Source organism: Sinomonas mesophila, from assembly GCF_001999765.1.
Taxonomy (GTDB): Bacteria; Actinomycetota; Actinomycetes; order Actinomycetales; family Micrococcaceae; genus Sinomonas; species Sinomonas mesophila.
Genome location: NZ_KV908323.1, coordinates 417355 through 440938 on the forward strand (window position 1 = coordinate 417355; position 23584 = coordinate 440938).

General features: G+C 72.4%; 24 protein-coding genes. 11 read left to right on the top strand and 13 right to left on the bottom strand.

Features of this window, described 5'->3' with window-relative positions:
- Window positions 1–43: 43 nt before the first annotated feature.
- Window positions 44–1795, top strand: a complete 1752-nt coding sequence (locus BV907_RS03715) for an HNH endonuclease signature motif containing protein (protein ID WP_175637354.1) — start codon at window positions 44–46, stop codon at window positions 1793–1795.
- A gap of 18 nt (window positions 1796–1813) precedes the next feature.
- Here BV907_RS03715 and BV907_RS03720 read toward each other — a convergent pair whose 3' ends face one another.
- Both BV907_RS03720 and BV907_RS03725 read right to left on the bottom strand, forming a co-directional pair.
- Window positions 1814–3229, bottom strand: a complete 1416-nt coding sequence (locus tag BV907_RS03720; protein ID WP_077488331.1) for an MFS transporter — start codon at window positions 3227–3229, stop codon at window positions 1814–1816.
- A 20-nt stretch (window positions 3230–3249) separates the two neighbouring features.
- The gene (locus BV907_RS03725) at window positions 3250–3459 is read right to left on the bottom strand and encodes a dodecin (RefSeq protein WP_077488333.1); all 210 of its coding nucleotides are present in this window, start codon (window positions 3457–3459) and stop codon (window positions 3250–3252) included.
- A 143-nt stretch (window positions 3460–3602) separates the two neighbouring features.
- Here BV907_RS03725 and BV907_RS03730 point away from each other — a divergent pair, with 143 nt between their 5' ends.
- A complete protein-coding gene (locus BV907_RS03730) occupies window positions 3603–4412 on the top strand; it encodes a putative protein N(5)-glutamine methyltransferase (protein WP_245827772.1) in 810 nt (269 codons plus the stop codon).
- 58 nt (window positions 4413–4470) lie between these two features.
- On the opposite strand, the gene BV907_RS03735 is transcribed toward BV907_RS03730, so the two are convergent.
- The 4 genes from BV907_RS03735 to BV907_RS03750 are packed head-to-tail and all read right to left on the bottom strand — an operon-like array spanning window position 4471 to window position 8086.
- Entirely contained in the window at window positions 4471–4863 is a 393-nt protein-coding gene (locus BV907_RS03735) for a universal stress protein (RefSeq protein ID WP_077488334.1), read from the bottom strand.
- Window positions 4860–6572, bottom strand: a complete 1713-nt coding sequence (locus tag BV907_RS03740; protein WP_077488336.1) for a tripartite tricarboxylate transporter permease — start codon at window positions 6570–6572, stop codon at window positions 4860–4862. The genes BV907_RS03735 and BV907_RS03740 overlap by 4 nt, the downstream gene beginning before the upstream one ends.
- Window positions 6573–7076, bottom strand: coding sequence for a tripartite tricarboxylate transporter TctB family protein (locus tag BV907_RS03745; RefSeq protein WP_077488337.1), 504 nt, complete (start codon window positions 7074–7076; stop codon window positions 6573–6575).
- Window positions 7073–8086 carry a Bug family tripartite tricarboxylate transporter substrate binding protein gene (locus BV907_RS03750; protein ID WP_077488339.1) on the bottom strand — a complete coding sequence of 338 codons (1014 nt, stop codon included), beginning with the start codon at window positions 8084–8086 and terminating at the stop codon, window positions 7073–7075. The genes BV907_RS03745 and BV907_RS03750 overlap by 4 nt, the downstream gene beginning before the upstream one ends.
- A 229-nt stretch (window positions 8087–8315) precedes the next feature.
- On the opposite strand from BV907_RS03750, the gene BV907_RS03755 reads away from it, so the two are divergent.
- Together BV907_RS03755 and BV907_RS03760 are read left to right on the top strand one after the other, a co-directional pair.
- The gene (locus BV907_RS03755; RefSeq protein WP_077488419.1) at window positions 8316–9899 is read left to right on the top strand and encodes a sensor histidine kinase; all 1584 of its coding nucleotides are present in this window, start codon (window positions 8316–8318) and stop codon (window positions 9897–9899) included.
- Window positions 9896–10570, top strand: coding sequence for a response regulator (locus tag BV907_RS03760; protein ID WP_077488340.1), 675 nt, complete (start codon window positions 9896–9898; stop codon window positions 10568–10570). Before BV907_RS03755 ends, BV907_RS03760 begins: the two co-directional genes overlap by 4 nt.
- Window positions 10571–10576: 6 nt before the next feature.
- Here BV907_RS03760 and BV907_RS03765 read toward each other — a convergent pair whose 3' ends face one another.
- A complete protein-coding gene (locus tag BV907_RS03765; protein ID WP_077488342.1) occupies window positions 10577–10843 on the bottom strand; it encodes a dsRBD fold-containing protein in 267 nt (88 codons plus the stop codon).
- Window positions 10844–11131: 288 nt separating this feature from the next.
- Here BV907_RS03765 and BV907_RS03770 point away from each other — a divergent pair, with 288 nt between their 5' ends.
- Window positions 11132–12175, top strand: a complete 1044-nt coding sequence (locus BV907_RS03770) for an NAD(P)-dependent alcohol dehydrogenase (protein ID WP_077488344.1) — start codon at window positions 11132–11134, stop codon at window positions 12173–12175.
- 88 nt (window positions 12176–12263) lie between these two features.
- Here the strand turns inward: BV907_RS03770 and BV907_RS03775 are convergent, their stop codons facing one another.
- Window positions 12264–12965: a FadR/GntR family transcriptional regulator gene (locus tag BV907_RS03775; protein ID WP_077488346.1), complete on the bottom strand. Its 702-nt coding sequence runs from the start codon at window positions 12963–12965 to the stop codon at window positions 12264–12266.
- A 199-nt stretch (window positions 12966–13164) separates the two neighbouring features.
- Between BV907_RS03775 and BV907_RS03780 the strand changes: the two genes are divergently transcribed.
- The 5 genes from BV907_RS03780 to BV907_RS03800 all read left to right on the top strand — a co-directional run bounded on the left by BV907_RS03780 (window position 13165) and on the right by BV907_RS03800 (window position 19011).
- Entirely contained in the window at window positions 13165–14658 is a 1494-nt protein-coding gene (locus tag BV907_RS03780; RefSeq protein ID WP_077488347.1) for a four-carbon acid sugar kinase family protein, read from the top strand.
- A gap of 48 nt (window positions 14659–14706) precedes the next feature.
- The gene (locus BV907_RS03785; protein ID WP_281250839.1) at window positions 14707–15645 is read left to right on the top strand and encodes an NAD(P)-dependent oxidoreductase; all 939 of its coding nucleotides are present in this window, start codon (window positions 14707–14709) and stop codon (window positions 15643–15645) included.
- A gap of 102 nt (window positions 15646–15747) precedes the next feature.
- The gene (locus BV907_RS03790; protein ID WP_077488350.1) at window positions 15748–17247 is read left to right on the top strand and encodes a GntP family transporter; all 1500 of its coding nucleotides are present in this window, start codon (window positions 15748–15750) and stop codon (window positions 17245–17247) included.
- Window positions 17247–18095: a class II fructose-bisphosphate aldolase gene (locus BV907_RS03795; protein WP_077488351.1), complete on the top strand. Its 849-nt coding sequence runs from the start codon at window positions 17247–17249 to the stop codon at window positions 18093–18095. Before BV907_RS03790 ends, BV907_RS03795 begins: the two co-directional genes overlap by 1 nt.
- A 154-nt stretch (window positions 18096–18249) precedes the next feature.
- A complete protein-coding gene (locus tag BV907_RS03800) occupies window positions 18250–19011 on the top strand; it encodes an SDR family NAD(P)-dependent oxidoreductase (protein WP_077488353.1) in 762 nt (253 codons plus the stop codon).
- 25 nt (window positions 19012–19036) lie between these two features.
- Here BV907_RS03800 and BV907_RS03805 read toward each other — a convergent pair whose 3' ends face one another.
- Window positions 19037–20041 carry a D-2-hydroxyacid dehydrogenase family protein gene (locus BV907_RS03805; RefSeq protein ID WP_077488354.1) on the bottom strand — a complete coding sequence of 335 codons (1005 nt, stop codon included), beginning with the start codon at window positions 20039–20041 and terminating at the stop codon, window positions 19037–19039.
- A gap of 147 nt (window positions 20042–20188) precedes the next feature.
- Between BV907_RS03805 and BV907_RS03810 the strand changes: the two genes are divergently transcribed.
- A complete protein-coding gene (locus tag BV907_RS03810; RefSeq protein WP_077488356.1) occupies window positions 20189–20473 on the top strand; it encodes a hypothetical protein in 285 nt (94 codons plus the stop codon).
- A gap of 80 nt (window positions 20474–20553) precedes the next feature.
- Here the strand turns inward: BV907_RS03810 and BV907_RS03815 are convergent, their stop codons facing one another.
- The 4 genes from BV907_RS03815 to BV907_RS03825 all read right to left on the bottom strand — a co-directional run.
- Entirely contained in the window at window positions 20554–22227 is a 1674-nt protein-coding gene (locus BV907_RS03815; protein WP_245827773.1) for an MFS transporter, read from the bottom strand.
- Window positions 22228–22316: 89 nt separating this feature from the next.
- The gene (locus BV907_RS18685) at window positions 22317–22469 is read right to left on the bottom strand and encodes a hypothetical protein (RefSeq protein WP_175637355.1); all 153 of its coding nucleotides are present in this window, start codon (window positions 22467–22469) and stop codon (window positions 22317–22319) included.
- A 142-nt stretch (window positions 22470–22611) separates the two neighbouring features.
- Window positions 22612–22890, bottom strand: a complete 279-nt coding sequence (locus tag BV907_RS03820) for an HPr family phosphocarrier protein (protein ID WP_077488358.1) — start codon at window positions 22888–22890, stop codon at window positions 22612–22614.
- A 72-nt stretch (window positions 22891–22962) separates the two neighbouring features.
- Window positions 22963–23584, bottom strand: a 622-nt coding sequence (locus tag BV907_RS03825; protein WP_342745502.1) for a putative PEP-binding protein, incomplete at its 5' end; no start/stop codon positions are given.

The window sequence follows — 23584 nt, forward strand, 5'->3', positions numbered from 1 at the left end:
CACCCCGCCGAGAATTGTCGGAGCCCTGTGCGATGGTGAATCCATGGCGGGGGAGCAAGGGGAACACGAGTTCGGGGACCGGTACGCGCCGCGGCCTGTCGGCGACCCGCATGAAGGCGAGGAGTTCCCCGAGGATCCGTGCACGGAGGACTGGGTCGATGACCGGGACTTCGAGGAGCTCGGGCTCGTGGATCCGATGAGCCCGGAGGACTTCGCCGACATTGCCGCCGGGAAGGTCAGGTGGCTCGAGGCGCCGCGGTTCGACCCGGCGCTGTTCGACCCTCTCCCCAGGGTGGGGACGACGACGGCGGGCGGCGGCTGCGCCTGCGGGCACACCTGCCCGCCCTCGCCGCCCTCCCGTCCCTGCCAGGAGCCCGGCGACCCCGACGGCCCGTCAGCCGCAGGCGGCCAGTCAGACTCAGGCGATCCGTCCGCCGGGCTGCCCTCGCCCGGGGCGGCGATGGCGCTGATCCGGCTCGAGCGCGCCGCGGAGGCCCTGGGCGCGCTCGAGGCCCTCGAGGCCGAGCAGGCCAGGATCGACGCGGACAGGGCCGTCCTGCTCGCCGCGCTCACCCGCGCCGAGGGCTCCTCCAGCGAGGCCCCCGAGGCCCGCCTCGACGCCCCCGCCCTCGCCGCGTCCGAGACCGCCGCGCTGCTCAGGCTCCCCCAGCGCACCGCCAGGGCCATGGTCGAAGAGGCCCTGGCCCTCACCCATCCGTCCATGGCCCCCGTCCTGGCCGCCATGCGAGCCGGGCGGATGACCCGCCGCCGGGCCGCGGTCATCCTCGACGCCGCCACCCCCATCCCCACGGCCAAGCTGGCCGAGTTCGCTGCCGCGGCCGCGGCCGTCGCCGCCCCCGAGGACCCCGACCGCACCCCCACCCCAGGCGCCCTCGGCCGGAGGCTGCGCCGCCTCGCCGAGGACTACGCCGAGGCGCCCCTCGCCAAGCGCAGGGCCAGGGCCATGGCCGACCGGCGCGTCGATGTCGACCCCTGCGGCGACGGCATGTGCCACCTCACCGCCCTCATCCCCCTCGAAACCGGGGCGCTCATCGACACGAGGCTCAACGCCATCGCCCGCGGCCTCCAGGCACCCGACGAGGCCCGCACCGTCAACCAGCTCCGCGCCGACATCCTCACCGACCTGCTCACCGGCACAGGCGGTCTGCTGGCAGGACCCTCCGCGCCCGCGGGCGGGGTGCGGATGGAGCTCGTCGTCACCGTCCCCGCCGCCACCCTGGCCGGCACGAGCGACACACCGGGGGAGATCCTCGGCTACGGCCCCATCGACCCCGCCGCGGCCCGCCTCCTGGCCTCCGAGACCGCGACCTGGACCCGCCTCACCGTCCACCCCATCACGGGGGCCCCGCTGGCCATCGGCCGCGTCCGGTACGCCCCGACCGCGGCCATGCGCCGCTTCCTCGCCCTGCGGGACGCCACCTGCCGATTCCCCGGCTGCGACAAACCCGCAGCCGCCACCGAGGCCGACCACACCCACTCCTGGGCCAACTGCGGCGACACCAGCGTGGACAACCTCGCCCTCCTCTGCCGCGAACACCACCGAATCAAAACCCTCGGCTACTGGAAAGTCCGCCACATCGGCCAGACAGCCCAGGCGGCCCAGACCGCCCAGACCGCCCAGACCGCCCAGACGCCGGAACCGGCGCCGCAGACCGGGCCCGCACCGGAGCAGCAGACCGGTCATTCCCTACCCGCAGGCACCCTCGAATGGACCGCACCCTCCGGCCGAAAGCACCTGACCTACCCCCACACCGACCCACCCCCACCCTTCTGACCTTGCGGCACTCGGGCCTCAAGCCGGCTGCTCCGCCCGCCTGAGCGGCCTGGCCATGGCGGCCGCCGTGAGCAGGGCGGCGGTGCCGCCGGCGACGAGGGCGACAGTCGTCCCGGACCACGTGCCATACCGCTCGGGGGCAGCGACAAGGACAAGAGCCGCCACACCGATGGCAGTGCCCAGCTGGGCGCCAGTGTTCAGGACGCCCGTCGCGGTGGAGGTGTGCGCCTCCGGGACGTCGGTGCCCAGATTGATGCAGCCGACGGATGAGAGCCCGAGGCCCGCTCCGAGGGCCGCCAGAGCCGCGACGATCCCGGCCACGGTCTCCACGGCCACGGTCTCCACGGCGACTGTCTCCACGGCGACTGTCTCCACGGCGACGGCGGCGGCGAGGTTGGCGGCAGCGATCAGGGTGAGACCACTCAGGACGGCCGCACGGCGGGAGGAGCGCGCGATCACCACGGATGCCGCCGCGGAGCCGGCCACTGCCCCGCCGCTCACACTCAGCAGGAGGAGCCCGGTGCCGAACGCGGAAAGGCCTGACTGCTGCTGGAGGTGGAGGGTCAGCAGAACGCTCGTCGAGGAGGTAGCGGCCGTGTTGATGAACGACCCTGCAGACCCCAGCGCGAGCCGGCGGTTGCGGATGGCGGCCGCAGGCAGGATGGGCTCCCTGGCACGCCGGCTCCAGCCCGCGAGAGCGAGGCCGCCCAGGACGCCAAGGCCCATGATGACGGTGCCCCACGGGCCCGAGCCCTCCTGCTCGACCAGCGCCGCTCCCGCCACCACCGCCATGACCGAGCCCGTCAGCAGGGACGCCCCGACGACGTCGAGCGAGACGCCGGGTTCACCGGCTCTGTTGGCCGCGATCCACGTCAGCACCCCGACGATCAGCAGGACAGCCATGGGGAGGTTCAGCCAGAACACGGACCGCCAGTCCCAGAGGTCGGTCAGCACGCCACCGACAAAGAACCCGCCGGAGCCAGCCACAGCCCCGGCGGCTCCCCACAGCGCGAGTGCCTGATTGCGCGAGCGCTCGTCCGGGGAGACGGCGAGGAGGAGACCGAGGGCTACCGGGACCGAGATGGCCGCGCATGCGCCCTGCAGAGCCCGGGCCGTCACGAGATGCCACGCTTCAAGCGAGAGCCCACCGGCCGCGCTCCCGACCCCGAAGCCGGCCAGGCCCGCGAGGAGCACCTTCCGGGGGCCGAACATTCGGCCCAGACGGGCGCCCAGGACGAGGAGCCCTCCGAAGAACATGGCGTAGGCCGTTGCGAGGGGCCCCTCCATGGCGGGGCCCGCGCCAACGCTCTCCAGCATGGCCGGTATCGGGGTGATCCCGATCGACACGCCGAGCACACCCACGAACTGGACCATGCAGAGGACCGCCGCCGCCCTGCTCAGTCCAAGAGCCGGGCGGCGGCGTGCCGGAGCCATGTCCTCGCGAGGCTTCGTGCCTACCGCTCGAGGCGGAAGCCGAGCTTGACGGTCACCTGCCAGTCGGCCACGGCGCCGTCCTCGAGGTGCCCGCGGATCGACTGTACTTCGAACCAGTCGAGGTGGCGGACCGTCTGGGCTGCTGCTGCGATGGCGTTCCTGACTGCGTCGTCGACGCCGTCCGGGCTGGTTCCGACGATCTCCGAGACGCTGTAGGTGTGCCCTGCCATGGTTCCTCCTGTGCAGTCGTGCGGGAGCCGCCGGGGCGGCCGTCGCCCGGCCGTCGGCCGGACCGTGCTGGCAGACTATCCCCGTGGTGAATGCTTGGCCAGAACCCGGGCGGTGCGCCGGGCTGCCTCCTGCGGAAGCCGTCGTGGCCCGCCTCCGCGCGGCCGGATGCGTCTTCGCCGAGGACGAAGCGCGGCTCGTTCTGGAGGCCGCGCGGACCCCGGCCGACCTCGAGGAGTTCGTGCGCCGGCGGTGCTCCGGGGAGCCCCTCGAGCACGTCCTGGGCTGGGCCGAGTTTGCGGGCCTGCGCATCGCCGTCGGCGCCGGGGTCTTCGTGCCGCGGCAGCGCAGCCGGCTGCTCGTGCGGCTCGCCGTGGAGCTCGTGGGACAGGCGGCCGGGCGTGACGCTCCCGCCGTCCGTCCAGCCGTCATCGTCGACCTCTTCTGCGGCTCGGGGGCCATCGGGGCGGCCGTCGCCGCGGAGCTCGCGGCCCGGGGCCGCGCCTGCGAGTTGCACGCTGCGGACATCGACCCGGTCGCGGCCGCGTACGCGCGCCACAACCTGGCCCCATGCTCGGGGCGCGTCCACATCGGGGACGTGTTCGCAGCGCTCCCAGGCTCGCTGCGCGGGCGCGTCGACGTCCTTGTCGCGAATGCTCCCTACGTCCCCACGGTGGCGGTGGCCCTGATGCCGCCCGAGGCGCGCAACCACGAGCCGCTCGCCGCCCTCGACGGCGGCGACGACGGCCTCGCCCTGCACCGACGGGTCGCCGCTGGGGCGGGGGAGTGGCTGGCCCCGGGAGGGACCGTGATCCTGGAGGCGAGTCCCGCTCAGGCGCGCGTCACCGCGGGGCTGCTCGCCGGCGTCGGCCTTCCGGCCCGCACCGTTCAGGACGACGACCTCGACGCGGCCGCGGCCCTCGGGACGCGGCCGCGCGTGGAGGCCCGCACCTGAGACGACAGGGCCCTGTCCCGTGGTTGTGCCACGGGACAGGGCCCTGTCGTCTCGTCCCTCAGCCGGCCTTCACCGCGAGCACCGGGCAGCGGGCCTCGAGGAGGATCCGCTGGGCCGTGCTGCCCATGATCAGCTTGCCCACTGGACTGCGCTTCCGCAGACCGATGACGATCAGCTCCGCGCCATGCGACTCGGCGGCGTCCAGCACCTCCTCCGCGGCGTCATGTCCGCGCAGCGGCTGCAGGAGGACGTGCTCCACCTCGGCGGCGTCCAGCCGGCTCTGGAGTGCGGCGATCTGCTCCTCCTGGGCGAAGCGCTGGTCGACGACGGCATCCCCGCGGGAGGAATTGACGACGACGAGCTTCGCGGCAGCCTTCGAGGCCTCGGCGATGGCCCGCTCGAAGGCCGCCTCGCCCTCGGGGGTGGGGATGTAGCCGACGACGATGCTCACAGTGACTCCTTCTCGTGGCTGTGGCTGTCCTTGTGGTGGGGCTGGCGCTCCTCGGGCGCCGGAGCGGCGGCCCGGTCCGGAGCGGCGGCCTGGTCCGGAGCGGCGGCCTGGTCCGTAGCGGCGGCCCGGTCCCTAGCGGCGGCCCGGTCCGTGGCCGGCTCCTCCGCGACGGCGGCTGCAGCCGCCGTCGGGCCTTCGGCCGCGGCGAGGGCGGCTGCGGCCTGGGGCCGGCGGCGTCGCACCAGCGCCAGCACCAGCGGCAGGGCGAGCAGCGCGGCGACGGCGATGTACACGCCGATCGCGATCGGCTCGCTCCAGAGCCCGGCGACGTCGCCGCCGGAGAGCTGCAGCGCCTTGCGGAGCTGGCCCTCGGCACGCGGGCCGAGGATGAGGCCGATGACGAGCGGCAGGATCGGCAGGCCGAAGCGCCGCATCGCGAAGCCCAGCAGCCCGAGGACCAGCAGGATCGCGAGGTCGAATGCCTGCAGGTTCACGGCGTAGGCGCCGAGCGTTGCGAAGAACAGGATCCCGGCGTACAGGTACGGCCGCGGGATCTGCAGCAGCTTGGCCCACAGCGGCGCGAGCGGCAGGTTGATCAGCAGGAGCAGGGTGTTGCCGATGAACAGGCTCGCGATGAGCGCCCACACGAGATCCGGCTCGTTGTCGAACAGCAGCGGTCCGGGCTGGATGCCGTACTGCGTGAACGCGGCGAGCATGACGGCGGCGGTCGCGTTGGTTGGCAGGCCGAGGGCCAGCATCGGGGTCAGGGTCCCTGCGGCCGAGGCGTTGTTCGCCGCCTCGGGCCCGGCCACGCCCTCGATCGCGCCGTGGCCGAACTCCTCCTTGTGCTTGGAGAGCCTCTTCTCGGTCACGTAGGAGAGGAACGTCGGGACCTCGGCGCCGCCGGCGGGCAGGGCCCCGAAGGGGAAGCCGTAGGCGGTGCCGCGCAGCCACGGCTTCCAGGAGCGCTTCCAGTCCTGCTTGCCCATCCACGGCCGTCCCACGGGGATCGTGGAGAGCGGGTTCCGGCGCAGGTGCGCGGCGATCCAGAGCGCCTCGCCGACGGCGAAGATCGCCACGGCGACGACGATGACGTCGAGACCGTCGGCCAGCAGGGGCTGGCCGAAGACGAGCCGCTGCTGCCCGGTCACCGGGTCGATGCCGACGAGGCCGATGGCCAGGCCGAGTCCGAGGGAGGCGAAGCCGCGGAGCTTCGAGGAGCCGAGGATCGCGGTGACGGCGATGAAGGCCAGCACCATGATGGCCAGATAGCTGGACGGGCCGAGGCTCACGGCGAAGTCCACCACGGGCGGGGCGAAGGCCACGAGCAGGGCGGTGCCGATCGTGCCCGCGACGAAGGAGCCGATGGCTGCCGTCGCGAGGGCCTGGGCCGCCCGCCCGGCCTTGGCCATCCTGTGGCCCTCGATGGCCGTGATCACGGTGGCGGACTCGCCGGGGGTGTTGAGCAGGATCGAGGTGGTGGAGCCGCCGTACATGCCGCCGTAGTAGATGCCGGCGAACATGATGAAGGCGCTCGTCGGCTCGAGGCCGTAGGTCAGGGGCAGCAGCAGGGCCACGGCCATGGCGGGGCCGATGCCCGGCAGCACGCCGACGGCGGTGCCGAGCAGCACGCCGAGGAAGGCGTAGAGGAGGTTCATCGGCGTCGCCGCGGTGGCGAAGCCCTGCATGAGCAGGTTCAGAGTGTCCATTCAGAGCACCCCCGTGAGGAAGCCGGCCGGGAGCCTGATGCCGAGGCCGAGGTAGAAGCCGTAGAAGGTGGCCAGGGACAGCGCCACGGAGATGATCACGTCCCGCACGTAGCGGCGGCTGCCGAGGGCCCAGACACTGCCGTAGAACAGCAGGGCCCCGGAGATCACCCAGCCCGCGATGTCGATGATGAGGATGTTGAGCACGAAGGCCGCGAGGAGCGGCAGGACCGTCCGCCAGTCGGTCGGGTGCGTGAGGTCCACGTCCTCGCCGCCCTCGGCCTCGCCGCGGCCGCCGCGCAGGACGTCCACCACGAGCAGCACCGCGCAGACCACGAGCAGGCCGCCGACGATGAACGGGACCGTCTTCGGGCCCACCGGGTCCGACTGCGAGTACGGGACGGCCAGACGGGAGGCATCGATCAGGACGGCGGCCCCGACCGCGCCGAGCAGGGCGGCGAAGCCCAGCTCGGCGCGGCCCTTGAGCCGGGAGGCGATGGTGGTCATGCCAGGCCGAGCTTCGTCAGCACGTCCGCGACGCGCTGGTCCTGGTCCTTGAGGAAGGACGCGAACTCGTCGCCGGTGGCGAAGGCGTCGCTCCAGCCGTTCTTGGCCAGCGCGTCCTTCCACTCCTGCGTGCCGTGCATCTTCGTCAGTGCGGCCACGATCCGGTCGCGGTCGGCGTCGGAGACCTCCGGCGGCGCCACGATGCCGCGCCAGTTGGTGAAGACCAGATCGATGTTGGACTCCTTGAGCGTCGGGGCATCCACGCCCTCGAGCCGCTCGTCCCCGCTCGTGGCCAGCACGCGGACCTCGCCGGAGGCGATCTGGTCCATGTACTCGCCGGCGCCCGAGGCGGCAAAGCCGAGCTTGTTGCCGAGGATCGCCGGGAGCAGGTCACCGCCGCCGTCGAACGCCACGTAGTTGACCTGCTTCGGATCCAGGCCGACGGCCTGAGCGAGCTGCATCGGCAGGAGGTGGTCGGGGCCGCCCGGGGAGGAGCCGCCGCCGACGGCGACCTTGGACGGGTCCTTCGTCCACGCGTCGACGAGCTCGGTGATGGTCTTGTACGGCGAGTCCTTGGAGACCATGATGGCGCCGGGCTCCTCGATGAGGCGGGCCAGCGGCGTCGTCTGGGTCAGCTTGGCCTCGGACTTGTTGGTATAGCTAGCGCCCACGACGCCCAGGCCCATGAGCATCGCGAGGTCGCCGTTGCCCTTCTCGTTGACCGTGCGGGCCAGGCCCACGGTGCCGCCAGCGCCAGCGAGGTTGAACACCTCGATGCCCTTGGCGACCTTGGTCTCCTCCATGACCTTCGCGGCGGTGCGGGCCGTGGTGTCGTAGCCGCCGCCTGCGGTGTTGGGGACCATGATCCGGAGCCCGGTCAGCGGCTGGTCCGCGGTGGTGGTGGTCCCGCCCCCGCCTCCCCCGCCGGTGACGCCGCAGCCAGTCGCGGCGAGGGCCAGGCCGACGGCGGCGGCGGCCAGGCGGAGGGCCTTGAAATTCTTGCGAAGCATCGTTGCTGTCCTCGTCTCAAAAGTTGGGTGCGAGCGTGATTTCACGGTAGCGACGAGCGTGACGCGGGTCACTCTTGTGTTCGCAAAGGACGTTGTGTTCATTGAGTGCACGCCCCGACCGCGCCGCACCGCTCGATACCGCGTGCCGCTCGATAATGGACAGGACACGAGAGAAGGGATGGGCGTGAGCACGCACAGCGGAGGGCAGCGCGGCCCCCACGGGCTGAGGCTGTCCTTGGCCGGGCAGTACCTCGTGCTGCAGCTGCTGATCGTGCTCGCGGTGCTGGTCGGCGTCGTCGCCATCTCGCTCACCCAGTCCGCCCAGGCGTTCCAGCGCGAGGAGGGCCGCCGCGTCCTCTCCGCCGCCGAGTCGCTGGCCGCGCTGCCAGTGGTCCGCTCGCTGATGCCCGAGGCCGAGCCTCGCCTGGGCGCGGCGCTCCCCGCCGCGACGGAGTCCGTCCGGGGCGTCTCCGGATCGAGCATCGCGGCCCTCGCGAAGCCGGACCTGACGGTTGTGACCTCTTCGGACCCGGATCAGATCGGAGCCCCGCTCGAGGTCGGCGAGAGCGCGATCCGGCAGGAGCGGGCGTGGACGGGTGTCGTCGTCATGGGCGGCGCCGAGTATCTGGTGGCCCACGCGCCGGTGCTCGACGACGCCGGGCGGATGGCGGGCATCGCCGCCGTCGGCCGCTCCTACCCCTCCGCCTGGGAGCGGCTGGTCGCCGCGACCCCGAACCTGCTGACCTACCTCGGCGTCTCGCTCGCCCTCGGCGCCGCGGGCTCCCTCCTGCTCTCGTGGCGGGTCAAGCGGCAGACGCTCGGCATGGAGCCGGACGAGATCGTGAACCTCGTGGAGCACCGGGAGGCGATCCTGCACGGCGTCAAGGAGGGGGTCATCGCACTGGACCCGCAGCAGCGGGTCACCGTCGCGAACGACGCCGCGCGCGACCTCCTGGACCTGCCCGCGGACTGCGTGGGGCGCAGCCTCGATGAGCTCCGCGTGGAGCCGGCCCTGCATGAGGTCCTCATGACGGACCAGGCCGAGCCGGACCGCCTCGTGCTCGTCGGCGAGCGCGTCGTCGTCGCCAACCGGCGGCCCATGCGCTCCCGGGGCCGCGTGATCGGCTCGGTCACGACGCTGCGCGACCGCACCGAGCTGTCCACGCTCGAGAAGGAGCTCGGCGCCACCCGCACGACCACGGACACCCTGCGCGCGCAGACCCACGAGTTCGCCAACCAGCTGCACACGATCTCGGGGCTGATCCAGCTGGGCGAGTACGACGACGTCGTGAAGTTCGTCGACGGCGTGAGCCTGAGCCGGACCCAGCTCTACGACGACGTCACGAGCAAGGTCGAGGACCCCGCGGTCTCCGCGCTGCTCATCGCAAAGGCCAGCCTCGCCGCCGAGCGCGGCGTCGCCCTGAGCCTCGACGAAGGATCCCATCTGGGGCGGGCGGACGACGACGCGCTGTCCCGCGACCTCACCACGGTCGTCGGCAACCTCGTGGACAACGCGATCGACGCCGTCTCCGGGCTCCCGCGCGCGGAGGTCGCCGTGGGCCTGGCCGAGCGCGGCGGCGAGATCCGGGTGACCGTGCGCGACTCCGGGCCCGGGGTCCAGGTGGACCGGCTCGAGGAGATCTTCCGGCAGGGCTTCAGCACCAAGGCTTCGGCGAACGACGGCGGGCGGGGCTTCGGGCTGGCCCTCACCCGGCTCGTCTGCCTGCGCCGCGGCGGCGAGGTGGACGTGCACAATGACGGTGGGGCCGTGTTCACGGCCCGACTTCAGCGAAAGTGGAGCACCGCCTCATGATCAGGATCCTCATCGTCGAGGATGACTTCATGGTCGCCAAGGTCCACGCCGGCTTTGTGCGCCAGACCCCGGGCTTCGCCGTCGTCGGCGTCGCCCACACCGGCGCGGAGGCGCTCGAGGAGGCGCGGCGGCTCACCCCGGACCTCGTGCTCCTGGACATCCACCTGCCGGACATCAGCGGCCTGGACCTCCTGCAGCGGCTGCGCGAGGCCCAGCCGGACCTCGACGCGCTCGTCATCAGCGCCGCACGCGAGGTGGACACCGTGCGCCGGGCCCTGCGCGGGGGGATCGTGCACTACCTCATGAAGCCCTTCTCGGGGGACGACCTCAAGGAGCGGCTGGAGCACTACCGGCGCACGTACCACTCCCTCGCCGAGTCCGAGGGCGAGGCGGGGCAGGACGACGTCAACGAGGTCTTCGGCATCAGGCGGCCCTCCCGGCCGCTGCCCAAGGGCTGCAGCCCCGAGACCCTCCAGCTCGTGAAGACGATGCTGCGCGAGGCGCCCGGGGACGTCTCGGCGACCGAGGCCGCCGAGCAGCTGGGCACGTCACGGGTGAGCGCCCGCCGGTATCTGGAGTACCTCAGCGAGGAGGGCCTGGTCCAGGTGCAGCTGCGCTACGGCGGCGTCGGCCGCCCCGAGCGCCGCTACCTCTGGAGGGATGGGTCGTAGCTGACGCTAGGCCTCGAGGTGCGCCGGATTGTGGGTCGACTTCTCGATGTCGGCCGCGGTGGTCTCGATCAGCTGATGCGCCAAATCCGCTAGGGCACGGGCCGCCGCCAGCTCGTCGCCGATCGCCGGGATGTCCCTGTCCGCCGGATTGAGTCGGGCGAGGCCGACCCCCTCCCACCCCGCGCGGCCCTCGGCCGACAACGTGGCCGTGGCCCGCGTCTGGCTTTCGTATTCGTCGATGACGATGTTCACCGACCAGCTCTTCTCCGGCATGGTGGCCGCCTCCTCGCGTCAGAGCTCCATATGTCAAGCTCCCAGCGGCGACACGGTCCCAGAGTGCCTCTTTGGAGGGGCCGGCTGCTGTGGAGCCAGCGCCAACGTAGCTCTGCCGCCTGCGCTGTGCAAGGAGTGAGCGGCCCCTCTTGGCCGTCTCGTCCCCCGGCCCGTGAGGGGGGTACTGCCAGACCCCGGTTCGGCAGGATCTCCCTGCCTCTGAGGCGGATGCGCTTGGATGGAAGGGTGTCCCGCCCGAGATCCGGGCAGATCAAGACCAGGAGAAGCATGCTCACCGCCCACGCCTATGCCGCCACGTCCGCGACCGAGCCGCTCGCGCCGATGACGATCCAGCGCCGCGAGCTCGGCGCCCACGACGTGCTGATTGAGATCAAGTACGCCGGCATCTGCCACTCCGACATCCACACCGTCCGCGGCGACTGGGGCCCGGCGTCCTACCCGCTCGTTCCCGGCCACGAGATCGCCGGCGTCGTCACCGAGATCGGCCCGCAGGTGACTAAGCATGCCGTCGGCGACCGCGTCGGCGTCGGTTGCATGGTCAACTCCTGCCGCGAGTGCGCGAGCTGCCGCCGCGGCGAGGAGCAGTACTGCCTCAAGGGCATGACTGGCACCTATGGCGCCGTGGACCGCGACGGCACCATCACCCAGGGCGGCTACTCGAGCCACGTCGTCGTCGCGGAGGACTTCGTCGTGACGATCCCCGACGCGCTCGAGCTCGACGTCGCCGCGCCCCTGCTGTGCGCCGGCATCACGACGTACTCGCCGCTGAACCACTGGGGTGCGGCCCCGGGCAAGAAGGTCGCCGTCGTGGGCCTCGGGGGACTCGGCCACATGGCGGTCAAGATCGCCGCCGCGATGGGCGCCGAGGTCACCGTCCTCTCGCAGTCCCTCAAGAAGCAGGAGGACGGGCTGCGCCTGGGCGCCGAGCACTACTACGCGACGAGCGATCCGACGACGTTCGAGCAGCTCGCCGGAACGTTCGACCTGATCCTGAACACGGTCAGCGCCCAGATCGACCTCAACGCCTACCTGTCCCTGCTCGCGGTCGACGGCGCGATGGTCAACGTCGGCGCTCCGGCCGAGCCGCTCTCGCTGCAGGTCTTCTCGCTCATCCCCGGCCGCAAGACCTTCGCCGGCTCCATGATCGGCGGCATCCGCGAGACGCAGGAGATGCTCGACTTCTGCGCCGAGCACGGGATCGGCGCGGAGATCGAGGTCATCCCGGCCGAGAAGATCAACGACGCGTACGAGCGCGTCCTCGCCTCCGACGTCCGCTACCGCTTCGTCATCGACACCGCGACGCTCTCCTAGCGCACGCGATCCTCAGTGACCCCCCGGGAGGCGACTCCCGGGGGTCTTCTGGGTTGAAGGGCCGGCTCGGGTTCAGGCCAGGGGGCACTCAGGCCTCGAGGACATAGGTCCTCAGGTCGTCGAGGGTCTGCTGCATGTGCGCGTCCATCGCCCCGCGCGCGGCCTGGGGGTCGCGGCTGCGCAGCGCCTCGGCGATGCCCGCGTGCATCGCGATGGCGTGCTCCTGGATCTCCGGCACCGCCGACGTCTCGGCCCGGCGCTGGGCCAGCACCCGACTCAGCGGCTCGAAGAGGACGGCGACGAAGGCGTTCTCGGAGGCGTGCAGGATGACGTCGTGGAACGCGAGATCCGCTTCGACGAACGCCTCGAGGTCCTTGGCGTCGTGCGCGGCGCGCATCCTCGAGACGAAGACGTCGAGGGCCGCGAGGTCGGTGTCCGAGATGCGCGCGGCGGCAAGCTCGCACGCCCCCGTCTCGAGCATGCGGCGCAGCTCGATGAGCTGGACGGCGGCCGAGGCGCCGTCGGTGCCCTCGCTCGTCGCGCGGAGGACGGCGTGCAGGGAGCTCCAGCGGTTGATGGGGTTGACATACGTGCCGCGGCCGCGCTCGACGCGCAGGATGTTCTGCGCCGCGAGGGTCTTGACGGCCTCGCGCACGGTCATGCGGCTCACCTCGTGCCGCGACGAGAGCTCGAGCTCGCCGGGCACGACGGACCCGGGAGGGAACTCTCCGGCCACGATCCGGTCGAGGAGCTCCTCCGCGACCTCGGCCACGAGGGACTTCCGTGCCACCGCGTCTCCAACCCCTTCCGCCGCGCGCGCGGCCGCTCGCTGCGGTCCGCCGGGTCCAACCCGGCCCCGGCTGCCGCCAGTCTACGGGCCTCTTGCGCGGAAACGCGTTCTATGTCACTCTGAGTGCAGATATTAGATGTCTGACATCTTACTAGCTCACCCGCAGCCGCCGATCTGCCCGCACAAGGAAGTGTCGCCCATGCTCCTGGAAGCCGAAGCCCTCGCCGCCTACCCGTCCGAGCGCCAGATCCCGGCCGCGAACGTCGCCGCGGCCGTCGCCGCCTCGGGCCGCGTCCTCGTCGTGCTCGACGACGACCCCACCGGCACGCAGTCCGTCGCCGACCTGCCCGTGCTCACCCGCTGGGAGGTCGAGGACTTCCGCTGGGCCTTCGCCTCCCGCATCGGCGGCGCCCGCCCCTCGGCCGTCTACGTCCTGACCAACACGCGCAGCCTCGATCCCGCCGAGGCCGCGGAGCGCAACCGCCAGGTCGTCGCCGCCGCGCTCGAGGCCGCCCGCGAGAGCGGCACGCCGCTGGCCTTCGTGAGCCGCAGCGACTCGACCCTCCGCGGCCACTTCCCGCTCGAGACGGACGTCATCGCGAGCACTGTGTCTGAACTGAACGGTGGCGCCGGGGTCGACGGCGTCGTCATGGTGCCCGCCTTCCCCGACGCCGGCCGTGTCACCATCGGCGGCGAGCACTACATGCGCACGACGGCGGGGCCCGGCTCCCAGCCCGGCCTCACCCCCGTCAGCGAGACCGAGTTCGCCCGCGACGCGACCTTCGGCTTCTCGACCTCCTTCCTCCCCGCGTACGTCGAGGAGAAGTCCGGCGGCCGCTTCCGGGCCGACCACGTGATCGTCCTGGACCTCGGCATCATCCGCGCGGGCGCCGAGGCCATCGCCGACGCGATCGCCCCCGCCACGGACGGGACCCCGATCGTCGCCGACATCGTGGGGGAGAGCGACATACGCGCCCTCGCACTCGGCCTCGAGGAGGCCGAGCGCCGCGGCAAGTCCCTCCTGTACCGCGTGGGCCCGCCGTTCGTGCGCGGCCGCATCGGCCAGGAGGTCCGGGCGCCGCTCACGGCCGAGGAGATCTACGGCGGCCAAGCCTCTGGCGGCGGCGCCGGGGCCCTGCGCGAGGACCTCGCCGCCGGCGGACTCATCGTCGTCGGCTCGCACGTGGGCCTCACGACCCGCCAGCTCGACCGCCTCACCGAGCAGCACGCCTCCGCGCACACGGTCGAGATCGACGTCGACCAGCTCCTCGACCCGTCCCGCGCCGAGGCGCACCTCGAGGCGACCGTCGCCGCCGTCGTGCGGGCGCTCGCGGACGGGGACGTGATCGTCCACACGAGCCGCCGCCTCGTCAAGACCGACGACCCGGCCGCGAGCCTCGAGATCGCGCGCACGGTCAGCGCCGCCGTCGTGCGCGTGGTCAACTCCGTCCTCACGACCACGCCGCCGCGCTTCGTCATCGCCAAGGGCGGCATCACGTCCTCGGACGTGGCCGCGCACGGCCTCGAGATCCGCCGCGCGATCGTGCGCGGGCCCATGCTGCCGGGCATCGTCTCGCTGTGGGAGCCGGTCGACGGCCCCGCGCGCGGCATCCCGTACATCGTCTTCGCGGGCAACGTGGGCGACGACGAGTCGCTCGCCGCCGTCACCCGGACCCTCAGCTCCACGTTCTGATCCCCCTGACCTCCCTGAATCCCCCGCCCCGTTCATAGGAGAACACCCGTGTCCGACATTTCTGCCGTGTCCGCCACCACCCATACCCAGACTCAGACCCACACCGTCGCCGTCCTCGGCCTCGGTGCTATGGGCCTGCCCATGGCCACGCGCCTCTCGACCGGCCTCACGGTCCACGGCTTCGACATCGCCCAGGCCCGCCTCGACCTCGCCGCCGCCGCGGGCATCGCGACCTTCGGCTCGGCCCGCGAGGCCGTCCAGGGCGCGGACGCCCTCCTGCTGGCGGTGCGCAACGGCGAGCAGCTCGACGAGGTCCTCTTCGGCGAGAACGGCGTCGCCGCCTCGCTCGCCCCGGGCGCCGTCGTGATCCTCACGAGCACCGTCGGCACCGACGCGATCCCCGCGACCGCCGCGCGCCTGGCCGAGCTCGGCGTCGGCCTCGTCGACGCGCCGCTCTCCGGCGGCCCGGTGCGCGCCGGCGAGGGCGACCTGCTCATCGTCGTCGGCGCGACGCCGTCGGACTACGAGAGGGCCCGACCCGTCCTCGAGCTGCTCGCCTCGACCCTGACCGTCGTCGGCGACAAGCCCGGCGACGGCCAGGCCCTCAAGACGGTCAACCAGCTCCTGTGCGGCGTGCACATCGCCGCGGCCGCCGAGGCGCTCGCGCTCGCCGACGCGCTCGGGCTCGACACGGCCAAGACCCTCGAGGCGCTCGGCGCCGGCGCGGCGGGCTCCTTCATGCTCTCCAACCGCGGCCCGCGCATGCTCGAGGCCTACACCGAGGACGGCGCCGAGGTGCTCTCGCGCCTCGACATCTTCGTCAAGGACATGGGGATCGTCGGCAAGGCCGCGCGCTCCGTGGGCCTCGCCGCGCCCGTCGCCGCCGCCGCGGAGCAGCTCTACCTCATCGGCCAGGCCCAGGGCCTCGCCGCCGCGGACGACTCCGCCGTCATCAAGGTCGTCGCGCCCGCCAAGCGCACGGCCTGAGTCCCGGCTCCACCGCTCGTCCCCCCATCCCCGCTTCCCCCCATCCCAACCCCCCACCTCCGCCGGCTCGCACCCGGCTCCCAGTCGAAGGAGACTAGAGACGTGAACCCCCTGACCACCCTCGGCATCGCGGCGGCGGTCCCGCTCGCCGAGACCCCGCCGATCAAGCCCGCCGTCGAGCTCGGCACCCCGCTGCTGCTCACCATCGCCGCGCTCGGCGTCGCCGTGCTGCTCGTCATGATCATCCGCTTCAAGATCCAGGCGTTCGTCGCGCTGCTCACCGTGAGCATCGCCGTCGCCGTGGCCGCGCAGATCCCGCTCAAGGACATCTTCACGGTCGTGTCCACGGGCGTCGGCGGAACGATGGGCAAGGTCGCCCTGCTCATCGCGCTCGGCGCCGTGCTGGGCCGGATGATCGAGGTCTCGGGCGGCGTGCAGTCGCTCGCGGACCACTTCGTCGAGCGGTTCGGGCGCACCCGCGTCGCCGTCTCGCTCACCCTCGTGGGCTTCCTGGTCGCGATCCCCGTGTTCTTCGAGGTCGGCATCATCGTCCTCGTGCCGATCGTCTATGCGTTCTCCAAGCTCCTGAACGTGCACCCGATCAAGTTCGGCCTGCCCATGGCCGGCATCATGCTCGCGATCCACGTCGCCGTCCCGCCGCACCCGGGCATCGTGGCCGGCGCCGGCGTCCTCGGCGCGGACATCGGCCTCATCACGATGATCTCGCTTGCCATCTGCGTGCCCCTCGGCTTCCTGTCCTACTGGGTGGGGCGCATCATGAACCGCCGCGAGATGGAGCTCCTGCCCTCGGTCAAGGCGCAGCTCGACGAGTACGGCGAGACCGAGGACGAGGCCGTGCACCATGGCTCCGCCGGCTCCGCTGGCGGTGTCGCCACGAAGACCAAGGTTGTCGCCCCGCCGAAGCCCGGCCTCATCGTCGCGCTCATCGCCGCCCCCATCGTGCAGATCATGGTCGGCACGATCGGCACGCTCACGATCCCGAAGACCGATCCGCTCTACGGCGTCGCCTCCTTCGTCGGCAACCCCTTCTTCGCCCTGCTCGTCGCCGTCGGCCTCGCGTTCTTCACGCTCGCGGTGCGCCGCGGCTGGTCCCTCCGGGAGACCGGCGAGATCTTCGAGGAGTCCCTGCCCCCGATCGCCTCGATCCTCCTGATCGTCGCCGCCGGCGGCGTGTTTGGCGAGGTGCTGCGCGTGAGCGGCATCGGCGCGGCCCTGTCCTCGACCCTCGACGGGCTCGGACTGCCGATCATCCTCCTCGGCTTCATCATCTCCCTCGCCCTCCGCGCCGCCCAGGGCTCCGCGACCGTCGCCATCGTGACGACGACGGGCCTGCTCACCGCAGCGGTCCAGGCCGGCGGCTACACTCCCGCGCAGATCGCCGTCATCGTCATCGCGATCGGCTTCGGCTCCCTCGGCCTGAGCCACGTGACCGACGCCGGCTTCTGGGTCGTGGTTCGGTACTACGGCATCACGGTCGCGGACGGGCTCAAGACGTGGACCGTCCTCACCACGATCCTCGGCGTCGCGGGCTTCCTGCTCACGTACGTCGCCTGGATCCTCGTCGGCGGGCTCGGGCACTGATGCGCTCTCGTCTCGACGACGTCGTGGCGGCCTCGCTCCTCGGGGGCGGGGCCGTCCCGGCGTTCACGTGCTACGACTTCGCCACGGCCACTGCTGTTGTCGAGGCAGCCGAGACTGCCGCCGAGGAGGCGGGGCTCGGCGTCGTGCTCAACGTGGCGCCCAAGACCGCCGCGACCCGGGCGGGGCTGCGGCTCATCGCCGCGCTGCGCACGCTGGCCGACGGCGCGTCCGTGCCCGTGTGCGTCCAGCTCGACCACGCCGCGGACGCCGCCGTGATCGCCGACGCCGTCGCGGCCGGGGCGGACGCGGTGCTCGCCGACGGCTCGGCCCTGCCGCTCGAGGACAACGTCGCGTTCGTCCGGCACGTGCGGGCGATCGTGGGCCCGGACGTGGTCCTCGAGGCGGAGCTCGGCGGCCTCGCGGGGGACGAGGACAAGGCCTTCGCGCAAGAGGCCGCGGGCCTCACCGACCCCGACGAGGTGCGCGGCTTCGTCGAGCGCTCGGGCGCGCAGCTGCTCGCCGTCGCGATCGGCAATGTGCACGGCCGGTACCGGGGCGAGCCGCAGATCCGGTGGGACGTCCTGGGCCGGATCGCGCAGGAGTCCCCGGTGCCGCTCGTGCTGCACGGCGCCTCGGGCATCCCGGCCGCGGACCTGGCCCGCGCCGCGTCGTTCCGCGTCGGCAAGGTCAACGTCAATACCGAGCTGCGCACCGCCGTCCTCGCCTCCGTGGCGGGGGGCGTGGCGGGGCGGCAGGCGGACGGTGAGGACCTCGCCGGGCTGCTCCGGGAGTGGTCGACGGCGGCGGGCCGGGTCGCGGGGGACGTCCTCGCGACGCTGCGCGGCTGAGGCCTGCCCAGCCCACCCCACCCCACCCCACCCCACCTCACCGGCGGAATTGTTGGGTTGAGCAGGGTGACGAGGCTCGGCACCCTGCTCAGCCCGACAATTGCGGGAAGCCGCCGGGGCTGCCGCCTCCTGGCGAGTCGCTAGGCTGGGTCGCATGACGACGGCGCTCATCACCGGCGCGAGCTCCGGCATCGGGGCGGAGTTCGCCCGCCAGCTCGCGGCTCAGGGTCACGACCTCGTGCTCGTGGCCCGCCACCGCGACCGGCTCGACTCGGCCGCCCGGGACCTCGTGTCCCGGCACGGAATCGAGGTCGAGGTGCTCAGCGCTGACCTGACGGACCCCGCGGGGCTCGCCGCCGCCGTCGTGCGCGCCCAGGACCCGAGCCGGCCCGTCAGCATCCTCGTCAACAACGCCGGCCACGGCCTCCTGCACGACTTCCACCACAACCCATTGGCGGAGGAGGTCGCCCACCTGCGCCTGCACGTCGAGGCGGTCATGAGCCTGTGCCACGCCGTGCTTCCCGGGATGCTCGCGCGCGGCGAGGGGCGGATCATCAACGTCGCCTCGGTCGCCGCGTTCATGCCCCGCGGGACATACTCGGCGGCGAAGGCGTGGGTCGTGGCGTTCAGCCGCTGGGCCAACGCGCACTACCGCCGCTCAGGGGTGAGCGTCACGGCGCTGTGTCCGGGCCTGACGCGCACCGAGTTCCATCACCGCATGGGCATGGAGACGCGCTGGCTCCCGCGCTGGTCGTGGCTGAGCGCCGAGAGCGTCGTCCGGGACGGGCTCAAGGACAGCCTCGCGGGGCGGAGCGTGTCCGTCCCGTCGTGGCGGTACAAGGCCGCCGTGCTCGTCTCGAAGGTGCTCCCGGACCGGGTCCTCGGCCACCCGGCCCGCCGGCCGATGGGCGAGTGAACCCCAGCCTGCTACTTCGTCCGGGCTAGCTCGGACGCGGCTCCATGACCCGGATCGGCGAGCCGGCCGCCCAGGCCTCGATGTCCTCGACGGCGTCGCGGTAGAAGACCTCGTACTGCTCCCGCGTGACGTAGCCGATGTGCGGAGTGAGGATCGTGCGCGGCGCCGTGCGGAGGGGGTGGCCCGCGGGGAGGGGCTCGACGTCGTACACGTCCAGCGCCGCGCAGCCGATCCGGCCCGCGGTCAGTTCCTCGAGCAGCGCGGCCTCGTCGACGAGGGGCCCTCGGGAACTGTTGACGAGGATCGCGTCGTGCTTCAGGAGCGCGAGGTCCTCGGCCCCCACGATGCCCCGGGACCGCGCCGACAGGACGAGGTGCAGGGTCACGATGTCCGACGTCGCGAACAGCTCCTCCTTCTCCACGCGCCGCACCCCCACCTCGGCCGCGCGCTCGTCGGTGAGGTTCTGGCTCCACGCGACGACGTCCATCCCGAACGCGAGCCCGACCCGGGCCACGCGCGAGCCGAGGTTCCCGAGTCCCACGACGCCGAGCCGCCTCCCCTCGAGGCCGCGGCCCAGGGTCGTCTGCCACCCGCCGTCGTCCGTCCACCCGGCCCCGCCGCCGCCCAGCTCGGCGTCGAGCCGCCGAGTTGCTGCGTGGATGAGCGCCCACGTGTGCTCGGCGGCGGGGGAGGGGAGGTAGCCCGTGTGGCAGACCGTGATGCCGCGCTCCGCGGCGGCGGCGAGGTCGATCGAGGCATTGCGGCGGCCCGTCGAGACGATGAGCCTGAGGTTCGGCAGGAGCGCGAGCCGCTCCGCGCGCAGGGGCGTGCGCTCGCGCATGGCCACGACGGCGTCGAACGGCTCGAGCGCCGCGGCGACGGCGGCGTCGTCGTGCCCGAGGTGCTCGCGGAAGACCGTGACCTCGGCGCCGGCGGCCTCGAGCCCGGACCAGTCCGCGAGCTCGCGGGCCACGCCCTGGTAGTCGTCGAGGATGGCGATGCTGAGACGAAGAGGGCTCGCGGGAGTCATGGGGCCAGCCTAGGCAGATTCCTCTGCGCCAAGTTTCCTCTGCGCCGTTCCTTGTCGCGCAGAGCGTTCCGGTCCCTACTGGGTAGGGAGGCGGACTGCCTCCACAGCTATCCGGCGCGGCGCCGCTGGGACCCGGAGGAGAGAGCAATGTTCATGAGAGTCAGCACGTACAGGCCCGAGGCTGGAAGCACCGGGCAGCCCTCGGAGGAGACGGTCCAGCGCGTGCTCGCGCTCCCGGGATGCAGGGGCCTCTACTACGTGCTCTCCGACGGCGGCACGTCGCTGTCCCTCTCGCTGTGGGAGGACAAGGAGGCCCTGGACGGCAGCAAGGAGGCTGCGAACGCCCTTCGCGCCGAGACGGCGGCGCAACAGCATATGGATATCCTCTCGGTGGAGGACTACGAGGTGCTCACCGAGGAGCTGAAACCGTAGGCGCCGAACCAGCTGAACACACGGAGCCCGCCTCCGCCATCTCAGGCGGAGGCGGGCTCCGTGTGGTGCGGGCGAGGCGGCTACAGTGCGGCGCCAACCCCCGCTACGACCGGCGTCTGGCCCGAGACCGGCCCCGAGGCGATGGGCTCCTTTCCGCAGGCCTGCGCTTCCAGTGCAGTCGCCTGAAGGTCCACGCCCTCGCGCTCGGCGGCCTCGACGGCGGCCGGGTGGTCGAGCGCCAGCTGCAGTTCGTCGCCATCGTCCGTCACGGCCAGCGGCACCTCGGGCAGCGGCATGTGCGTGAGGTCGATGCGCGGGTCCTCGTCCTGGGCCGCGACGACCTCGGCGGCCTCGGCCGGGGTGTCCACGCTCGGCAGCGAGCCCGGGAGCGGGCGCTGTGCCGACTCGCGCAGGAACCAGATCGCGGCGGCGCCCACCACCGAGGTGCCCATGAGGTAGTAGGCCGGAGCCATGTCGTCGCCCGTGGCCTGGATGAGCGCGTCGATGATGAACGGCGTCGTGCCGCCGAACACGGCAACGGCCACGTTGTACGCGATGCCCATCGCGCCGTAGCGGCTCGCGGTCGGGAACTGCGCCGGCAGGGCCGAGGCGAGGTTCGCCACGTAGAACGTCACGGGGAACGCGACGAGCGCGAGGCCGGCGACGGTCGCGGCCACGGAGCCGATGCCGATGAGTGCGAACGCTGGGACGGCCAGCACGATCGTGCTGACGGCACCGATCCACAGCACGGGCCGGCGGCCGATCCGGTCGGAGAGCTTGCCCGTGAGCGGGATGCAGAGGCTCATGACGACGAGGACCGGGATGGTGAGGAGGGTGCCGTGGACCTCGTCGTAGCCCTTCGAGACCGTCAGGTACGTCGGCATGTACGAGGTCAGGGCGTAGCCGACCGTGTTCGCGGCGGCCACGAGGACCATCGCGACGAGGAGCTCGCGCCAGTAGCTGCGCACGATCCCGATCGGGCCCTTCGCGGCGGCCTCGTCGTTCGCGGCGAGCTCCTTGCCGGCCTGTTCCTGCGCGTCGAGCGCGGCCTGGAACGTGGGGCTCTCCTCGATCTTGAGGCGGAACCAGATCGCGACCAGGCCGAGCGGGCCGGCGATGAGGAACGGGATGCGCCAGCCGTAGGCCTCCATGGCCTCCTGGCCGAGCGTGAGCTGCAGGACCGAGACGAGGGCCGCGCCGAGCGCGAAGCCCAGGTAGGAGCCCATGTCGAGGAAGCTCGCGAGGAAGCCGCGGCGCTTGTCCGCCGCGTACTCGCTCACGAAGGTCGTGGCGCCGGCGTACTCGCCGCCGGTCGAGAAGCCCTGGACGAGCTTGATCGCCACGAGCAGCACCGCGGCCCACACGCCGATCTGCGCGTAGCCGGGCAGGAGCCCGAGCGCGAACGTCGAGGCGGCCATCATGATGAGCGTCGCCGCGAGCACACGCTGGCGGCCGATCTTGTCGCCGAGCCAGCCGAAGAACACGCCGCCGGCAGGCCGCGCGATGAAGGTCGCGGCGAAGGTCCCGAGCAGGAACAGGGTCTGGACGGACGGGTCGGCCTCGGGCAGGAACACCGGCCCCATCGTGGTGATGAGGTAGCCGAAGACGCCGACGTCGAACCACTCCATCGTGTTGCCGACGATGGTTCCGCCGATGGCCTTCTTGAGCATGGGCTGGTCGACGACATTGACGTCATCGACCCTGAGGCGGCGCTTGCGGAACACGACGCGCCGGGTCGGTGAGGGGGCGGTCATCTGACTGCGGTCTGGTGACATGGCCATCAAGTCTAGTCGACGGGTTCCGGGATTTGAGTTGGCACTCTCGGTTATTGGCGTGGCTCGGATCACACTCCGGGCCCCTGCCGCGCTGCCGGCGGGCGCGTCACGGCGCCATCGTCCGTCTGGCGCATCCCCATGCCCGCGCGGATCGGGTCGCGCACGACGGCGGCCCTGCGCTCCCGCTTCCGGCCCGCCCGGGCGCGTGGCGGCTCGGGCAAGACCGTTACCTTTTTGTGATCTAAAGGGAGCTCATTCCGCGCCCGCGTTCGACTCCCAGGGACGCGCGAGGCCCCCGCCCGATCCGGGCGGGGGCCTCGACGCGTCTGCCCGGATCGGGCGGGCCTTGCTGTGTTCGCGGTCCTACTCGGCGTCGTGGTCTGTCTCGAGGATCGTCACGAGCCTCGCGAGGGCCTCGTCCGCGCCGGGGCCATCGGCGCGCAGCACGACCTGCTCGCCGAACTCCGCGCCGAGGCTCATGAGGGACAGGATGCTCGAGGCGTCCATGGCCTCGTCGGCCGGCTCGCCGAGCTTGGCAATGGTCACCTCGAGGCCGGCCTCTCCGGCCGCCTCGGCGAAGATCGCCGCGGGCCGGGCGTGCAGGCCCACGCGGGAGCCGATCGTTGCGGTGCGTTCTGCCATGGGTTGCTCCTTGTCGTCAGGAAAAGGGATTGGAGTCAGGCTACAGGTGCTCGGGCCGGGCTGTGCCGCAGATTACAGCCCGAGGGTGTCGAGGAGGGGGAGGTGGGCGCGGACTGTGGTGCGGGCGTCGGCGGCGGTGGGGGCTTGGAGGGCGAGGGTGGCGAGGTTCTGGGCCTGGGGGAGGGTGATGGTCTTGAGGACGGCGTTGACGGCGGGGAGGGCGCGGGGGGACATGGAGAGGGTGGTGACGCCGAGGCCGACGAGGACGGCGGCGAGGGCCGGGTCGGCGGCGGCCTCGCCGCAGACGCCGACGGGCTTGGGCCGGCCGTCGGGGTTCTCGGCGCTGGCCTGGGCGGCTTGGGCGGCGCCGTCGCAGGTGGCCTTGATCAGGTGCAGGACGGCGGGCTGCCAGGGGTCGTTGAGGGTGGCGAGGGGGCCGAGCATGCGGTCGGCGGCCATGGCGTACTGGGTGAGGTCGTTGGTGCCGAGGGAGGCGAAGTCGGCGTTGGCGAGGATGTGCCCGGCGGTGAGCGCGGCGGAGGGGACCTCGACCATGACCCCGGCGGTGGCGAGGCCGGCCTCGCGGGCGAGGCGGGTGAAGTGGGCGGCCTCGTCGGGGGTGGCGATCATAGGGGCCATGACCCAGACCTCGGCGTCATTCTTGGCGGCGGCGTCGGCGATGGCGGCGAGCTGG

Bases quoted from the DNA above. Each gene is read 5' to 3' on its own strand.
- BV907_RS03715 (WP_175637354.1), top strand. From the start codon at position 44: ATGGCGGGGGAGCAAGGGGAACACGAGTTCGGGGACCGGTACGCGCCG.
- BV907_RS03720 (WP_077488331.1), bottom strand. From the start codon at position 3,229: ATGGCTCCGGCACGCCGCCGCCCGGCTCTTGGACTGAGCAGGGCGGCG.
- BV907_RS03725 (WP_077488333.1), bottom strand. From the start codon at position 3,459: ATGGCAGGGCACACCTACAGCGTCTCGGAGATCGTCGGAACCAGCCCG.
- BV907_RS03740 (WP_077488336.1), bottom strand. From the start codon at position 6,572: ATGGACACTCTGAACCTGCTCATGCAGGGCTTCGCCACCGCGGCGACG.
- BV907_RS03745 (WP_077488337.1), bottom strand. From the start codon at position 7,076: ATGACCACCATCGCCTCCCGGCTCAAGGGCCGCGCCGAGCTGGGCTTC.
- BV907_RS03750 (WP_077488339.1), bottom strand. From the start codon at position 8,086: ATGCTTCGCAAGAATTTCAAGGCCCTCCGCCTGGCCGCCGCCGCCGTC.
- BV907_RS03760 (WP_077488340.1), top strand. From the start codon at position 9,896: ATGATCAGGATCCTCATCGTCGAGGATGACTTCATGGTCGCCAAGGTC.
- BV907_RS03765 (WP_077488342.1), bottom strand. From the start codon at position 10,843: ATGCCGGAGAAGAGCTGGTCGGTGAACATCGTCATCGACGAATACGAA.
- BV907_RS03770 (WP_077488344.1), top strand. From the start codon at position 11,132: ATGCTCACCGCCCACGCCTATGCCGCCACGTCCGCGACCGAGCCGCTC.
- BV907_RS03780 (WP_077488347.1), top strand. From the start codon at position 13,165: ATGCTCCTGGAAGCCGAAGCCCTCGCCGCCTACCCGTCCGAGCGCCAG.
- BV907_RS03795 (WP_077488351.1), top strand. From the start codon at position 17,247: ATGCGCTCTCGTCTCGACGACGTCGTGGCGGCCTCGCTCCTCGGGGGC.
- BV907_RS03800 (WP_077488353.1), top strand. From the start codon at position 18,250: ATGACGACGGCGCTCATCACCGGCGCGAGCTCCGGCATCGGGGCGGAG.
- BV907_RS03805 (WP_077488354.1), bottom strand. From the start codon at position 20,041: ATGACTCCCGCGAGCCCTCTTCGTCTCAGCATCGCCATCCTCGACGAC.
- BV907_RS03810 (WP_077488356.1), top strand. From the start codon at position 20,189: ATGTTCATGAGAGTCAGCACGTACAGGCCCGAGGCTGGAAGCACCGGG.
- BV907_RS03815 (WP_245827773.1), bottom strand. From the start codon at position 22,227: ATGACCGCCCCCTCACCGACCCGGCGCGTCGTGTTCCGCAAGCGCCGC.
- BV907_RS03820 (WP_077488358.1), bottom strand. From the start codon at position 22,890: ATGGCAGAACGCACCGCAACGATCGGCTCCCGCGTGGGCCTGCACGCC.